At 61.0% G+C, this 15,482-nt stretch carries 11 protein-coding genes; 2 read left to right on the top strand and 9 right to left on the bottom strand.

The features are described from left to right. Positions 1 to 16 precede the first annotated feature (16 nt). From GAL_RS06695 to GAL_RS06670, 6 genes are all read right to left on the bottom strand, one after another. Positions 17 to 787, bottom strand: a complete 771-nt coding sequence (locus tag GAL_RS06695; RefSeq protein WP_024096823.1) for a DUF2189 domain-containing protein — start codon at positions 785 to 787, stop codon at positions 17 to 19. Positions 788 to 810: 23 nt separating this feature from the next. Beyond that, the gene (locus GAL_RS06690) at positions 811 to 2,232 is read right to left on the bottom strand and encodes an amidase (protein WP_024096822.1); all 1,422 of its coding nucleotides are present in this window, start codon (positions 2,230 to 2,232) and stop codon (positions 811 to 813) included. A gap of 143 nt (positions 2,233 to 2,375) precedes the next feature. Then, a complete protein-coding gene (prfB, locus tag GAL_RS06685; protein ID WP_024096821.1) occupies positions 2,376 to 3,500 on the bottom strand; it encodes a peptide chain release factor 2 in 1,125 nt (374 codons plus the stop codon). 178 nt (positions 3,501 to 3,678) lie between these two features. Beyond that, positions 3,679 to 6,180: a penicillin-binding protein 1A gene (locus GAL_RS06680; RefSeq protein WP_024096820.1), complete on the bottom strand. Its 2,502-nt coding sequence runs from the start codon at positions 6,178 to 6,180 to the stop codon at positions 3,679 to 3,681. A 224-nt stretch (positions 6,181 to 6,404) separates the two neighbouring features. Next, positions 6,405 to 7,715: an N-acetylmuramoyl-L-alanine amidase gene (locus GAL_RS06675; RefSeq protein WP_040103958.1), complete on the bottom strand. Its 1,311-nt coding sequence runs from the start codon at positions 7,713 to 7,715 to the stop codon at positions 6,405 to 6,407. Positions 7,716 to 7,875: 160 nt separating this feature from the next. Continuing rightward, positions 7,876 to 9,024: a pyridoxal phosphate-dependent aminotransferase gene (locus tag GAL_RS06670; RefSeq protein WP_024096818.1), complete on the bottom strand. Its 1,149-nt coding sequence runs from the start codon at positions 9,022 to 9,024 to the stop codon at positions 7,876 to 7,878. Here GAL_RS06670 and GAL_RS06665 point away from each other — a divergent pair. Both GAL_RS06665 and GAL_RS06660 read left to right on the top strand, forming a co-directional pair. Beyond that, a complete protein-coding gene (locus tag GAL_RS06665) occupies positions 9,023 to 10,411 on the top strand; it encodes a M48 family metalloprotease (protein ID WP_040103957.1) in 1,389 nt (462 codons plus the stop codon). The genes GAL_RS06670 and GAL_RS06665 overlap by 2 nt on opposite strands. Further along, positions 10,408 to 11,181, top strand: coding sequence for a DsbA family protein (locus GAL_RS06660; protein WP_024096816.1), 774 nt, complete (start codon positions 10,408 to 10,410; stop codon positions 11,179 to 11,181). The genes GAL_RS06665 and GAL_RS06660 overlap by 4 nt, the downstream gene beginning before the upstream one ends. A 185-nt stretch (positions 11,182 to 11,366) precedes the next feature. On the opposite strand, the gene ispG is transcribed toward GAL_RS06660, so the two are convergent. From ispG to hemA, 3 genes are all read right to left on the bottom strand, one after another. Next, entirely contained in the window at positions 11,367 to 12,488 is a 1,122-nt protein-coding gene (gene ispG / locus GAL_RS06655; RefSeq protein WP_024096814.1) for a flavodoxin-dependent (E)-4-hydroxy-3-methylbut-2-enyl-diphosphate synthase, read from the bottom strand. Positions 12,489 to 12,679: 191 nt separating this feature from the next. Beyond that, positions 12,680 to 13,903 (bottom strand): helix-turn-helix domain-containing protein, encoded by a 1,224-nt coding sequence (locus GAL_RS06650; protein WP_024096813.1) that lies wholly within the window; start codon positions 13,901 to 13,903, stop codon positions 12,680 to 12,682. 131 nt (positions 13,904 to 14,034) lie between these two features. After that, positions 14,035 to 15,270: a 5-aminolevulinate synthase gene (hemA, locus tag GAL_RS06645; protein WP_174888025.1), complete on the bottom strand. Its 1,236-nt coding sequence runs from the start codon at positions 15,268 to 15,270 to the stop codon at positions 14,035 to 14,037. Between the last annotated feature and the right edge of the window lie 212 nt (positions 15,271 to 15,482).

Here is a 15,482-nt window from a genome sequence, read left to right as displayed (position 1 = left end):
GCCGCGGCGCCGCTCTTCAGGTCCGCGCCGCGATCAGTCGGTAGACATGCCAACTGGCGTGGCCCAGCAGCGGGAGCACCAGCAGCAGCCCCAGAAACCCCGGGATCATCGCCACAAATGTCGCCGCAGCGATGCCAGCCGCCCAGAGGATCATCAGCACAAAATTGCTCTGCACATAGGAAAAACTGGTGATCATGGCGGTGACAAAATCCACCTCCCGATCCAGCAAAAGCGGAAGCGACAGCACCGTGATCATATAGAGGAGCAGTGCAAAAATCGCACCAACAGCGCTGCCAACAGCCAGCATTGTCATTCCATTTGCGGTCAGGAAGACCTCGGGCGAGCTGGAGATATTGGTCATCGTGGAATGCCCCAGAAACAGGGCAAAAATCATGTGGCCAAGGAAGAACCAGAACAGAAACACAATGATGATAATGGCGCAGATCGACGGCAGCTGGCGGCGGCTTTGCTGCCAGACCACCCCCAATATGGCCCCGAATCCCAGCGCCTCCCCCTGCTCCAGACGATGTGACACCTCATAGAGGCCGACTGCAGCGAAGGGTCCAATCAGCGGAAACCCGATCGCCGCCAGCACCAACCAGAAGGTGGTGCCGGTCGCCACGGTGATCCAGGCCATGATCCACCCAGCCAGTACGTAAACGCTGGCAAAAAACAGCCCGAAGCCCGGTTTGGCACGAAAGTCACCCCAGCCATGCCGTAACGCCTGCCCCAGCGTTGCCAGCGTCATCGGCTGCAAATCGGGCACTCCAAAGGCTTTTTCTTCCATGCGAGATCTCCTGACGCAGCTGTTCAGCGGGCGGTTGTGAATGGCGTTTGCGGTGGGCGACGGTCTGGCCAATGGGTTGCGCTGTGATACTGCTGTCCCAAGGCCAGCAAATCCTGGTCCCGCCCGTGTGCTGCAAAGATTTGAACCCCCATCGGCAGACCAGCCGGGCCAAACCCAGCAGGGGCAGCCAGACAGGGCACACCGATCAGGCTAACGGGGGTCACCACCTCCATCCAACGATGGTAACTGTCGAGTGCGGTCTCCCCAATCATCTTTGGGTAATCGAGCGCAATGTCGAAGGGCCAGCATTGCGCAGTCGGCAAGACCAGCGCGTCGTATTGCGAGAACAGGCGCGCCGCAACCCGCTGCCAGTCTGAACGCAGGTCCGACGCCGCTTGGATCTCCTGTCCACTCAGGGCCAGCCCACGCTGAAGCTCCCATTGGGCACTCTCTTTCAACTGCGGCATCTGCCCGGCAAAAACCCGGAGCCCCGAAGCCACTGCGAAAGAGCGCAGCGTGCTCCAGCTTTGCCAGATCCGCTCTGCAGCGAAGGGTGCTGCCAGCGTCTCCACCTGATGACCCAGAGTGCGCAGAACCTCCAGCGCCGTCTCGCAGGTCTCCAGAATGCCCGGTTCCATCGGATAGGCCCCGCCCCAATCTGCCAGCCAGCCAATCCTCATCGGCCGCACCTCTGGTAAGGGCAAGACAAGGAGCTCAGCCCCGGCTGTGGCCGCGAGCGGCTGGCGTGGATCCGGCCCTGACATCACATCCAGCAGCAACGCCAGATCCTCAGGGTTCCGCGCCATCGGACCGTTGGTCGAGAGCGGATGCAGAAACAGATCGCCCCGCGGCTCTCCCGGCACCCGCCCCCAACTCGGTCGGAAGCCGTAGACATTGCACCACCCCGCCGGATTGCGCAGAGATCCCATCATGTCGGAGCCATCGGCCAGCGCCACCATCCCTGTCGCCAGCGCCGCCGCTGCGCCACCGGATGACCCGCCGCAACTGCGGCTGCGGTCATAGGGGTTCGCCGTGGCGCCGTAGACCGGGTTGTAGGTATGCGAGCCAAGGCCGAATTCTGGAGTATTGGTCTTGCCGATGATCAAAGCGCCTGCTGCCCGCAGCCGCGCCACCATCAAGTCATCCTGCTGCGGCACAAAATCCTCCAGCAAAGGCGAGCCTTGCGTCGCAGGTATGCCTTTGACATTGGCCAAATCCTTGATCGCCATGGGCAGCCCATGCAGCGGTCCCCGCGTCGCCGACCTGTCTGCCGCCGCAGCCTCCGCCAGCAGCACCTCGCGGTCCCGCAGCGCGACGATTGCGTTGACGCCGGGATTTAGCGCATCGATGCGCGCCAGCGTCTCAGTCATCAGCGCAACAGCGGTACGCCGACCGGCAGAGAGGTTCTGCAGAGTCTCGCGGGCGCTGGGTGTGGTCTCATTCATCAAAAGGCGCTCCTAGGTGGCCGTTACCAGCAGCCTAGCCGGGCCAAAACACAAAGAAAACCCGCTTGCCGGAGCAAACGGGTTTCGCTGAATTCAACCAGTTGGTCTGACGCTCGCGAATCCGGAACAGCCCGATCCTGCGATCAGTCCCCCTGCGCCTCCGAGCGGCTCTTGCCCGCCACATTCAGCGCCAGTGTGGCTGCCATGAAGCCATCGAGATCACCATCAAGCACACCTTTGGTATCCGAGGTCTCGTGGCTGGTGCGCAGGTCTTTCACCATCTGATAGGGCTGCAACACATAGGAGCGGATCTGGTTCCCCCAACCGGCATCGCCTTTCGCCTCATGAGCGGCGTTGATATCCGCATTCCGACGGTCCAGCTCCAGCTGATACAGCCGCGATTTCAGCGCCTTCATGGCGATGTCACGGTTCTGGTGCTGCGACTTCTCGGAGGAGGTCACCACAATCCCGGTGGGTTCATGGGTGATCCGCACGGCCGAGTCGGTGGTGTTGACGTGCTGGCCGCCCGCGCCCGACGAACGATAGGTATCGATCCGGATATCTGAGGGGTTCACCTCAATCTCGATATTGTCATCCACCACCGGGTACACCCAGACCGAGCTGAACGAGGTATGGCGCTTCGCCGCCGAGTCATAGGGCGAAATCCGCACCAGACGATGGACCCCACTTTCGGACTTCAGCCAGCCATAGGCGTTGTGGCCAGAAATCTTATAGGCTGCGGATTTGATCCCCGCCTCTTCGCCCGCGCTTTCGGACTGCAGTTCGACCTTATAGCCTTTCTTTTCGGCCCAGCGGACATACATCCGCGCCAGCATCGAGGCCCAGTCGCAGCTTTCCGTGCCGCCTGCCCCTGCATTGATTTCCAGGAAGGTGTCGTTGCTGTCGGCCTCACCATCCAGAAGCGCTTCCAGCTCCTTCTCGGCGGCTTTTTCCTTCAACGCTTTAAGGGCTGCTTCGGCGTCGGCGATGACCTCGTCATCCTCCTCCATCTCACCCAGTTCAATCAGCTCCATATTGTCGCTGAGATCCTGTTTGATCGACTTATAGGTGTCGATGGCGTCCACCAGCATCTGGCGGTCGCGCATCAGGGCCTGCGCCGCATCGGCGTCATCCCACAGGTTGGGATCCTCAACGCGGGCGTTGAACTCTTCCAGGCGGAACTCGGCGGTTTCCCAATCCAGACGCTGCGCCAAAAGCTCCAGCGACTTTTCGATATCGGCCACGATGTTCTGAGTTTCGGCGCGCATGGCAATCCCTTGAAATCACGTATCAGGCCTGCGTGATAAACCACCCGCGCCCTACGGGCAAGTCGGGGCAGCAGGCAGTGGGGCGATTGGCGCAGCCCGTCACCGCACAGCGTAAAACGGGCGGGGTCGTGATATCCACGCCCCGCCCCTCAGATAAGTCCGCTCACCTCAGCAGGCGTCAGTAAAGTCCGCCGGAACTGATGGTGCCAAACGTGGCCTTTGGTCCCAGAACAGCGGTACCGCCATCCGATGTGGTCACGCGACGCGCCGACTGCGCGGCTTCCTCAAACAGCGGCAGGTTTGACCCCATCGCAAAGCCACCATCAAACGCCAGACCAAAGATCGGCTCGGCGCCATCGCGGAAATACTCTGCCACCACATTGCCACCCGAGGCGGCATCGGCAAGGCGCGCGCCGGTATAGCGGTCGATCTTGATGAAATGACCGCCCTCGGGCACGGCGAATTTACCACCACCGTATTTGGCTGTCGCCTTCTGCATGAACTGCTGGAACACTGGCCCACACATGGTGCCGCCGTAGGCCCCCCGCCCCATCGGACGCGGCTGGTCAAAGCCCATGTAGCAACCAGCCACGATGTTGGAAGTAAAGCCGACGAACCACACATCGCGCGAGTCGTTGGTGGTCCCGGTTTTGCCCGCAGTTGGCACCGGCAGGTTAATCACGCTGGAGGCGGTGCCGCGATCCACCACGCCACGCATCATTGACGTCAGCTGATACGCCGTGATCGGATCCATAACCTGCTCACGGTTGTCCACGATCCGGGGCGCCTGTCCCGCCGCCAATGCGGGCGAGGCACAATCGACACAGTCGCGATCATCATGGCGATAGATGGTCTCGCCCCGGCGGTCCTGAATCCGGTCTACCAGCGTCGGCTGCACCCGCTCACCCCCATTGGCAAACATCGCATAGGCCGCCACCATTTTATAAAGCGTGGTTTCCTCCGCCCCCAATGAGTTGGCCAGGAAGGCCCCCATATTGTCATAGACACCAAAGCGCTCGGCATAGCCCGCAACCACTTCCATGCCGACTTCCTGCGCCAGACGGATGGTCATCAGGTTCCGGCTCATCTCGATCCCGGTGCGCAGCGGCGTCGGACCATAGAATTTATTGGAAGAGTTCTTCGGGCGCCACAGCCCCTGCGGGGTGTTGATCTCAATCGGTGCGTCCACCACGATTGTGGCGGGGCTATAGCCGCTGTCCAGCGCTGCCGCATAGACAAAAGGCTTGAAGCTGGAGCCCGGCTGTCGCTGCGCCTGTGTAGCGCGGTTGAACACCGAATGCTGATAGGAGAACCCACCCTGCATCGCCAGAACGCGGCCGGTGTTCACATCCATCGCGACAAAGCCGCCCTGAACCTCAGGCACCTGACGCAGCGACCAATGTTGCAGCGCGCCGTCTTTCTCCACTGCGCGGACCAGCACCACATCCCCGGCGGAGATATTGTCCTTGAAGCTGCCCTTCATCCATTTGATGTCCGCGCGTGGAACCGATCCGATCTCGGCCACACCTTCGATGCCCACACGCAGGTTCTTGTCGCCAACCTCCAGCGCCACTGCCGGATGCCATTTACCACCCAGATCAATATCGCGGGGTACGGAGGCGTTGCTGAGCGCCGCGCGCCAGCTCTCTTCGTCAGCCAACGCCTCTGCATCAAGGGTCACGCCGGTGCCGCGCCAGTTCCCGCGCGACCGGTCGTATTTCTGAAGACCGGCACGCAGGGCAGCGGCGGCTTCTGTCTGCATTTCCTCGTCGATAGTGGCGCGCACGGTAAAACCGCCAGTGAAGAATTCCCCTTCTCCAAAGTCCTCCGACAGCTGGCGACGGATCTCATCGGTGAAATAATCCCGGGGCGGCAGCGCGGTGCGGAAGCTGTCGAAATCGCCGTTCTGGACCGAGCGCAGCGGCTGATCCACCTCAACCTTGTAAACCGCATCGGAGATATAGCCGTTTTCGCGCATCTCCCGCAGCACATAGTTGCGCCGCGCCAGCAGGCGGTCCTTCTGGCGCACGGGGTGATAATCCGACGGCGCCTTCGGCATGGAGGCCAGCGTCGCGGCCTCATGCGGGGCCAATTCGCTCAGCGTTTTGTTGAAATAAGTCTGCGCCGCCGCCGTTACACCATAGGAGTTCTGGCCAAGGAAAATCTCGTTCATGTAAAGTTCGAGAATGTCTTCCTTGCTCAACGTCTCTTCCAGACGGGAGGCCAGGATCAATTCCTTGATCTTGCGCTCTGCCTTGCGGTCACCGGACAACAGAAAGTTCTTCATCACCTGCTGGGTGATGGTGGAGGCGCCGCGCACGTTTTCCCCGCGCGAGCGCACAGCCTCAACCGCCGCAGCGGCGATGCCGCGCATGTCGTAGCCCTTGTGGCTGTAGAAATTCTTGTCCTCGGCGGAGATAAAAGCCTGCTTCACCAGATCGGGAATTTCCTCCGACGGGGTAAACAACCGGCGTTCCTGGGCAAATTCGTCGATCAGCTGCCCCTCGCCGGAGTAGATCCGGCTGATGGTCGGCGGCTGATATTGCGCCAGGGATTCGTGGCTGGGCAGATCCCGGCCATAGATCCAGAACACCGCACCAATGGTCAGGGCAATCATTGCGATGCCCAGCGTGATGGTGCTGAAGATGGAACCAAAGAACGATAGAATAAATCTGACCACTGTAGAGCCTTTCTCGCGCAGTGCCGCCTATATAGGTGCAGCGGCGCGTGGGGTCAAAACGGGAAACGGCATATTGATGCCGCCGCCCCGGAGAAAACAGGGGGAAAGCGCGACGGGCTGTCCCCGGATACCAAACCTCACATCCGCCTCATTGGTTCCGCTCTCACGCAGCCGACCGACATCGACAGAGGGTGTGACCAGTGGAAATGACCGACCAGCGGAGGTTATTGACGCACCAGCGGGCGGGTCGCCTCATCCGCGATGCGCCAGGACAACAGCCCGTTCAGAATGCCCCGCGCCGTGCGCTCACGCCAGTCCGGGTCCATCAGATTGGCAAGATCGCGGGGGCTGGACAGAAAACCAACTTCCACCAGAGCCGATGGGATATCGGCTGATTTTAGCACAGAAAACCCGGCTTCGCGCAGCGGTCGGCGGTTCATTGCTCCGCCTTGGCTTTTCAACCCTTCTACCAATGCCCGCGCCAGCGCCTGACTGCGGGGATGGGTCTCTACCCGTGCCAGATCCAAGAGCACATCCGTCACCCGGTCGTCCGCCTTGCTCAGATCGGTCCCCGCCAGCAGATCGCCCCGTTCCTGCCGCTCGACCAGCGTCGCAGAGGCCGCATCGGAGGCATCCTCAGAGAGCGTATAAACCGTGGTGCCATGGGCACGCCCCTCCGACAGGCTGTCAGCATGCAGCGACAGAAACAGATCCGCCTTGGCCTGATGCGCCAGCGCAATCCGCCGCTCTAGCGAGACAAAATAGTCGTCATCCCGCGTCAGCTGGACATTGAACTGCCCTGAGCGGACCAGCATTTCCCCCAGTTCAATGGCGAATTGCAGCATCAAATCCTTTTCCTGCACCAGCCCCCCCTGAAGGAAGGCCTCCGCCCCCGGATCAATACCGCCATGCCCCGGATCGATCACGATCAGCAGAGGCGCCAGCGAATCCTTGGCTTCGCGCGCGATCATCGGGGTGGGCGCAGGCAGATCCCAGCGGGCATCGCGCGGCGCGCCGGTCGTAGCGACAAATTCCTCGGCCGAGGTCTGGCGCAAGGCCACCGACAGTTGGGCCGCCGCCGTCACCGGATCGATGTCCATCGCCGCCGTCTCAATCTGCATCGGGCGCGCGAGTTCCAGCACCAAACGGGACCACCCCGGCACGTAGGTGCCAAATTGGGCAGCTGTGATGCCATCTTCAGTGGTCAATGCCTCAGCCGCCAAGCCGCTCCAGTCGACCTCCTGAAAATCCAGCACCACACGTGGCGGCGCGTCCAGCGTGAACAGCCGATACGGCACACCCTGGCTAAGCCCGAGGGTGATATCCGTGCCGGAGCGGCGATCCTCTGCCCGAGTGTCCTGCGGCTCTACCCGTGCAAGGCCGCTGAAGCCCTGTGTTGCCTGCGAGACCACCTGCGGTGCCGGCGCGCTGATCGCCTCAGCGGCGTCCTGCGCCGCCAGCGGTGCCGCCACCAAGATCGGCAGCAAACCCGCGAGGACCATTGTTTTTCTGCTCATGGCTACTGCTCTGCCCATTATGCTGTTTTGCACGCCCCGTTTCGCCCGATCCTGAGCACGGGAAGAGGATGCGCGGCCGTGGCTGCGCAGGTATTTTGCTGGCAGACTAGGCCATTGCGGGACCGGATGGCCAGCCTCATCCTGCGGCCCAGCCTGCCCGATGTTCAGGGTCAGAGACCTAGCATCTCCGCGCCGCCATGAAGGTGGTCAGCCGTGCCAGACCTTCCTCTATATCGGCGGTGGAGCGCGCGTAGGAAAACCGCAACGTGGTCGCTCCCCGCTTGGGATCAAAATCCAGCCCCGGCGTCACTGCCACCCCGGCCTCATCCAGAATTTCCTTGGCAAAGGCGCGGCTATCCTCGGTCAGATCAGAGACATCCGCATAGACATAAAACGCCCCATCCGGCGGCGCGATGCGGCTGAACCCGGCCTTTGGCAGCCCCTCCAGCATCAGCGCACGATTGCGAGCATAGACCGCCAGATTGCCCTCCAGTTCCTCGCCGCAATCCATCGCCGCCAAGGCAGCTACCTGACTGGCATGGGGCGCGCAGATGAACATGTTCTGGGCGATCCGCTCGACCACCCGTACGTGATCCTCCGGCACCACCATCCAGCCGACGCGCCAGCCGGTCATGGAGAAATACTTGGAAAACGAATTGATCACATAGCAATCATCCGTCACCTCAAGTGCGGTGACTGCCTTAGCCTCATATTCGATGCCATGGTAAATCTCATCAGAGATAAAGGCCGCCCCCTGCGCCTGTGCCGCATCGATCAGGGCCGTCATCGCAGATTTGTCCAGCATAGTGCCGGTGGGGTTGGCCGGTGAGGCCACCATCAGCCCGGCCAGATCCAGACCGGTCAAATCCTGCGGCACCGGCTGTAGGCGGTGATCCAGAGAGGTCTCAATATCCACCGGCGTCAGCCCCAACGCATGCAGGATCTGCCGGTAGGACGGATAGCCCGGCGCGCCGATCCCCACCCGGTCGCCACTGTCAAACAGCGCCGTAAAGCTGAGCAGGAACGCCCCGGAGGAACCGGGGGTAATCACCACCCGCTCCGGGTTCAGATCGACATTATACCACTCACCATACAACTGCGCGATCCGCTTGCGCAGCGCAGGCAGACCCAGCGCCACGGTGTAGCCCAGGCTGTCGTGATCCAAAGCCTCTGCCAGAGCCTCACGCGCGGCAACAGGCGCGCCGGTTGAGGGTTGGCCCACCTCCATATGGATGATGTGACGGCCAGCTTCCTCGGCCTGACGCGCGGCGTCCATCACATCCATCACAATGAAGGGATCGACGTTGGACCGGCTTGAGTTTCGCATGTTGATCTCCCATGGTGCGGCCATGACCTTTGACCGCTTCTCCCGCCTCGCGTCAATCCCGGCTCTGGCACTTGCGGCTTTGTGCTTTGTCGCAAGCACCTTGGCCTCATCGGCACAGGCTGCGTCGATCTCGCTGCTGCGGGATCCCGACATAGAACGCGGCCTGAATGAGCTGGCAGCCCCTGTGCTACGTGCCGCAGGTCTGAATGCCAAACGGGTCCGGGTGTTGGTGGTCAACGATGGATCCTTCAACGCGTTCGTCGTGGATTCGCAAACGATTTTCATACATTACGGACTGATCCTGAAGGTAGATCGCCCCGAGATGCTACAGGCCGTGATCGCCCATGAGGCGGCTCATATCACCAATGGCCACCTGTCGCGGCGGATGCAGAACATGCGCTCTGCCCGCTCTGCGGCTGGCCTTGGCGCAGCCCTTGCCGTGCTTGCCGCCGCTGCTGGCGCGGGCGAGGCCGCCGCTGGTATTGCGCTTGGCACGCAATCCTCTGCCCTGCGCGGATTTCTCGCCCATACCCGCGCCGAAGAAGCCTCCGCCGACCGCACTGCTGCCGGTATTCTGCAACGCGCCGGGGTCAGCCCGCGCGGGCTGGTTGATGTGCACAAGATCTTTGCCGGACAGGAGCTGCTGAGCCCCGTCAATCAAGATCCCTATATGCGCTCGCATCCGCTGAGCCGGGACCGGATCCGCGCCGCCGAAGCGTATCTCGCCAGCCACGGCGACACAGCCAAACCCGATGCCAATGCGATCTATTGGTTCGCGCGGGTGCGTGGCAAGCTGTCGGCCTTCACCCGCTCCCCCAAATGGACCCTGCGCCGGATCAAGGATGAGCCCTACAAGGATGTGCGTCTGATGCGGGAGGCCATTGCACACCATCGCCGCAACAACCTGAACAAGGCTCTGCGCGCAATCGACAGCGCCCTCGCCCTGCGCCCCTCCGACCCCTACTATCAGGAGCTGAAGGGCCAGATCCTGATGGAAAATCGACGCTGGAAGCCAGCGCTGGCAGCCTATAGCCGGGCGGTACAACAGGCGGGGCGTGATCCGCTGATCCTCGCCAGCCTGGGGCGTGCGCAACTTGCAGCGGGTCAGCCTAAGGCGGCGCTAAAGTCACTGGAAGCCGCGCGCGCGCGGGATTTCCGCAATGCCGCCATGCTACGTGATATGGCGCAGGCCTACGCGAAACTTGGCCAATCCGGCATGGCTGCGCTGGCCACCGCCGAACGCTATGCGCTACAGGGTCGACTGAAAGATGCCGGGCTGCACGCCAAACGTGCAACCGCCCAGCTGCCCACCGGATCCACTGCCTGGCGGCGCGCGCAAGACGTGCTGATCGCCGCTGAACAAAATGAAAAAAGGAAATCGAGATGACCCGTTTGACCCGCCTCCCCGCCGTTTCTGCCGCGGCACTGGCCTTTGGGCTGCTCGCCGCCCCGGCCGCTCAGGCGCTTGATCTGAGCAGCATGAGCGCAGATGAACGCGCTGCCTTTGGCGAAGAGGTCCGTGCTTATCTGCTGGAAAACCCGGAGGTGATCCTGGAGGCCGTCAACAAGCTGGAACAGCAGCAGGCCGCCGATGAGGCCGCTCGCGATGATGCGCTGGTTGCCGAAAACCTGACCGCGCTGCATGACGACGGCTATTCCTGGGTCGGTGGCAATCCCGATGGTGATATCACTCTGGTCGAATTCATGGACTACCGCTGTGGCTACTGCCGACGCGCCGCCCCCGAGGTTGAACAACTGGTGTCAGGCGATGGCAATATCCGCTTGATCATCAAGGAATTTCCTATTCTGGGTGAGGCCTCGGTGCTGACCTCTCGTTTTGCCATTGCGACCCGTCTGGTCGCAGGCGATGACGCCTATAAGGACGTGCATGATGCGCTGATCACCCTTAGCGGCGAACCCAATGAAGGCACCCTGCGCCGTCTGGCCGACGGGCTGGATCTGGACGCTGATGCAATCTTGGAGCGAATGTCAGACCCGGAAATCGCGCGTCAGCTTCAGGAGACACGCGCATTGGCTCAACAGCTCGCAATCTCGGGAACCCCTACATTTGTGCTGGGCGATGAGTTGCTGCGTGGTTATCTGCCTGCCGATCAGATGGAGATCATGGTCGCCGATATCCGCGACAAACGCAGCTGATCGCCAATCACGACAGTTCCCCCGGAGACAGGTTAAACTGGGGGCCAGCCCCCAGACACAGGCTAGACTGGGGGCCAGCCCCCAGACCCCCGGAGTATTTCAGGAAAGACGACAGGCGGAACGGACAAGAGAAAAGGGCGCTGATATCAGCGCCGTTTTTTTGACTTTTCATTGAATGTCACGGCCTATTCAGCAGCAGCCGCCTCGGTATCGAGTTGAGCGGCTTTTTTCTCGACCTCCTCAACGATGTGATCCACCATCTGATCGTTGGTCATCTTATGGCTGGCTTTGCCTGCCAGATAGACCATGCCGGAGCCGGCCCCGCCGCCGGTGAAGCCGACATCCGTCATCAGCGCCTCACCCGGACCATTCACCACGCAGCCAATAATCGAGAGGCTCATTGGGGTCTTGATGTGCTCCAGCCGTTTCTCCAGCCTCTCCACCGTCTTGATCACATCAAACCCCTGCCGCGCACAGCTTGGACAGGAGATGATATTGACGCCGCGATGACGCAGGCCGAGGGATTTGAGGATCTCGAACCCGACCTTCACCTCCTCCACCGGATCAGCGGACAGGCTAACGCGCAGGGTGTCGCCAATGCCCATCCACAGGAGTTGCCCCAGACCAATCGCGGACTTGATGGTGCCGGAAACAAAGCCGCCCGCCTCTGTGATGCCTAGGTGGATCGGCGCATCGGTGGCCTCAGCCAGCTGCTGATAGGCTGCCGCCGACATGAAGACGTCAGAGGCCTTCACCGAGATTTTGAATTCGTGGAAATCATGGTCCTGAAGAATGCGGATATGGTCGAGGCCAGATTCCACCATCGCCTCCGGGCAAGGCTCACCGTATTTGTCGAGGAGATGCTTTTCCAGGGACCCGGCATTCACCCCGATACGGATCGAGCAATTGTGATCCTTGGCGGCACGGATCACCTCGGCCACGCGTTTCTCATCACCGATATTGCCCGGATTGATGCGCAGGCAGGCGGCTCCAGCCTCTGCTGCCTCAATCCCGCGTTTGTAGTGAAAATGGATATCGGCGACGATCGGCACCGGGCTTTCGCGGACGATTTCCTTCAGCGCCTTGGATGAGGCTTCATCCGGGACAGAGACACGCACGATATCAGCGCCGGCCTCGGCTGCGGCCTGCACCTGCGCCACTGTTGCTGGCACATCGGTGGTCAGCGTATTGGTCATGGTCTGCACAGCAATCGGCGCATCACCCCCGATGGGCACATTACCCACATGGATCTGGCGGCTCTTGCGGCGTTCGATATGGCGCCAGGGGCGAATATGGTTGATCGACATGAGAGGTCCGGTCCGCACTGTTCAGGGTTCCGGGCATAGATACGCGCAGTCTGGCGCAGCTTCAATGGTGGCTGGGCATTCCTGCAAGGATCGGGCCAGATGTCGCAAGCGGGCGGGCGATCCGATCAATGCTGTAGATGAGATGGATGGGTGCCGCACACCAACCAATTGCCGATTAGCGTACCAGTGATCTACTCGGTGATGGCCTCGACCGGGTCGACGGACAGGCTGCTCGCCTGCAACTCCGCCACAAGCGTGGCCAGCGCGCTGTTGCGATCTTCGCTGAGATCGGCGAGCGCAAAACGCTCAGTGAGCGCATCTGAGGAAAGCACCACATTTTTAGTCACCTGCCCGCGATCGCCGACCGGTCCGTAGTGGGCGCCGTTCACGGCAAAATAGATCGCACCACTTTCGCCTGTGCGCAGCAGCGGGGCCTCTTCGGTGGCGGGGATTTCAAAATGCTGGCCGGGCTCCATGATGGTTTCAAAAATCACACTGCCATCCACGGCGGTGACCTGCACCCAGGAGGGGCGCACTGCAACCATCTGCAGGGCCGGTGCCGTCTCTTCAACAACCTGCGGCATCGCGGGCAAAGGTGCCTCGGAGCTGAGGCTGGCATCCGCCAGCACAACCGACGGCAGCTCCGGCATGGCAAAATTTCCAAAACCGCGCGGATCAAGGGTGGCAATCGGACCGTCACGAGGCACCAACAGCGGCACATCCAGCGCTTGCGGGCGGTAAAGCCGGTCGAGCGCCTCCAGTGCGGGATCCTCATTCTGGACCTCCGCGTCGCGGGTGGCTCCCGCCAGCGGATCCAGATCAGCCAACACAATGGGGGTTTGCTCTACCGGTGCCATCTGCACCTGCTGCACCTCTTTAAGGACCGCCCAGCCGCCGTAGCCGATGCCGCCAATCAGCGCCACCAGCACCGCAAGTGAGCCGAGAGCACGGAACTCGATCTGGCTGAACAAGCCGCCCGTGGCCGGAACAAAGGGGGTGTTGGGAGAGGTGAAGGCATCACTGCGCAGCCCGCCCATGCCGGAGGCGATGGGCGCACCCGCGGCTTTCCTTACCGAGGCCTCCGCCGACATGCCATGTGCCACCTGAAACCCGCTCTCCTGACAGAAGCTGTCGAACGTGGTGTCAGGGTCCATATTGAGATAGCGCGCATAAGAGCGCACATAGCCCGCAATAAAACCCGGCGTGTCAAAGACAGTCGGGTCAGAATTTTCAATCGCAGCGATATAGGAAGCTTTGATCCTCAGCTCACGTTGGACATCCAGCAGCGACTTACCCATCGTGGCTCGCTCACCGCGCATAATGTCACCCAATCGAAGCTCATAATCGTCAAAGCTACGTGGCCCCGTCGATTCGTCGTGCGTCTTCGATTTGCGCTGAGTAAGGCGCCCGATCATGCCTGCTGTCCCATTTTAGCCTGCCGTATTCGACATTCAGGACGTCATGGACTCGCCTAATGCGATTCGCCTGCGCCCTTTGATTACGACCATACTACCATAATCTTACCAATTTGACACAGAGCTATGATTCAGCCCGCCATTTCGGCACGATTCAGCGCACAATGAGACCAGAGCGCGTCCATTGCCTTAACCAGTGCGTCGATCTCTTTCGGACCATGCACTGGCGACGGGGTAAAGCGCAGCCGTTCAGTGCCGCGCGGCACCGTCGGGAAGTTGATCGGCTGCACATAAATCCCGTGATCCGACAACAGCATATCACTCAGTTTCTGGGTATGAACTGGGTTGCCAACGATCACCGGCACAATATGGCTTCCATGGTCCATGATCGGCAGGCCGAGCCCCTTCAGGCGCATTTTCAGGATACGGGCCTGCAGCTGGTGCTGTTCGCGCAATTCCGGCGCGGTCTTAAGATAGGCAACCGATGCTGCCGCCCCTGCTGCAACCGTCGGCGCCAGCGAGGTGGTGAAGATGAAGCCCGGCGCGTAAGAGCGGATGGCATCACACATTTTTGCCGATGCGGCGATATAGCCGCCCATCACACCATAGGCCTTGGCCAGGGTGCCGTTCACAATGTCGATGCGGTCAATCAGACCATCCCGCTCAGTGACACCACCGCCGCGCGCGCCATACATGCCAACCGCATGGACCTCATCGATATAGGTGAGCGCGCCAAATTCCTCCGCCAGATCACAGATCTCAGCGATTGGACCAAAATCCCCATCCATGGAGTAGACCGATTCAAAGGCGATCAGTTTGGGCGCAGCAGGGTCCGCCGCTGCCAGCAATTTTCGCAGATGCGCCACATCGTTGTGACGGAAAATGCGTTTCGCCCCGCCATTGCGGCGCACACCCTCAATCATGGAGGCATGATTCAGGGCATCGGAGAAAATGATCAGTCCCGGAAATAGTTTCGGCAGGGTACTGAGCGTTGCATCATTCGCGATATAGGCAGAGGTGAACAGCAGCGCCGCTTCTTTCTGGTGCAGATCGGCCAGCTCGGCCTCCAGCTGCTTGTGATAAACTGTGGTGCCCGAGATATTGCGGGTGCCACCGGACCCTGCGCCGGTAGCATCGATGGCGCCATGCATAGCCTCCAGCACAACGGGATGCTGCCCCATGCCAAGATAGTCATTGCCACACCAGACGGTGATATCCTGCTTGCTGCCATCCGGACGGGTCCAGACGGCATGGGGGAACTGCCCGTTCTGCCGTTCAATGTCGATGAATGTCCGGTAGCGACCTTCCGTGTGGAGCTGATCAATCGCTTGGTCGAGTTTCGCGGTATAGTCCACCGGCATCTCCATGGCATAGTTGGCACCAACGGATCTGGTGCAAGCTGTGGTCAGGCTGATATATTCACGTTACCGAATAAATAACCCGAACCCTCCGTTTGATCAATCAAATACGCCGAAGGGACCGAACCAGCCTTGATGCAGGTCAAATAGACCTTTGCGCCCCGGGCAGCAAGAATTGTAACGCCTGTTTGACGCTACAATCCGACGCATCCCCGTCTGCC

The organism is Phaeobacter gallaeciensis DSM 26640 (genome assembly GCF_000511385.1).
Taxonomy (GTDB): Bacteria; Pseudomonadota; Alphaproteobacteria; order Rhodobacterales; family Rhodobacteraceae; genus Phaeobacter; species Phaeobacter gallaeciensis.
The sequence above is the reverse complement of the archived record's forward strand: the minus strand, read 5'-3'. Positions and strand labels throughout refer to the sequence as shown.

Bases quoted from the DNA above. Each gene is read 5' to 3' on its own strand.
- GAL_RS06695 (WP_024096823.1), bottom strand. From the start codon at position 787: ATGGAAGAAAAAGCCTTTGGAGTGCCCGATTTGCAGCCGATGACGCTG.
- GAL_RS06690 (WP_024096822.1), bottom strand. From the start codon at position 2,232: ATGAATGAGACCACACCCAGCGCCCGCGAGACTCTGCAGAACCTCTCT.
- prfB (WP_024096821.1), bottom strand. From the start codon at position 3,500: ATGCGCGCCGAAACTCAGAACATCGTGGCCGATATCGAAAAGTCGCTG.
- GAL_RS06675 (WP_040103958.1), bottom strand. From the start codon at position 7,715: ATGGGCAGAGCAGTAGCCATGAGCAGAAAAACAATGGTCCTCGCGGGT.
- GAL_RS06665 (WP_040103957.1), top strand. From the start codon at position 9,023: ATGTTGATCTCCCATGGTGCGGCCATGACCTTTGACCGCTTCTCCCGC.
- GAL_RS06670 (WP_024096818.1), bottom strand. From the start codon at position 9,024: ATGCGAAACTCAAGCCGGTCCAACGTCGATCCCTTCATTGTGATGGAT.
- GAL_RS06660 (WP_024096816.1), top strand. From the start codon at position 10,408: ATGACCCGTTTGACCCGCCTCCCCGCCGTTTCTGCCGCGGCACTGGCC.
- ispG (WP_024096814.1), bottom strand. From the start codon at position 12,488: ATGTCGATCAACCATATTCGCCCCTGGCGCCATATCGAACGCCGCAAG.
- GAL_RS06650 (WP_024096813.1), bottom strand. From the start codon at position 13,903: ATGATCGGGCGCCTTACTCAGCGCAAATCGAAGACGCACGACGAATCG.
- hemA (WP_174888025.1), bottom strand. From the start codon at position 15,270: ATGGAGATGCCGGTGGACTATACCGCGAAACTCGACCAAGCGATTGAT.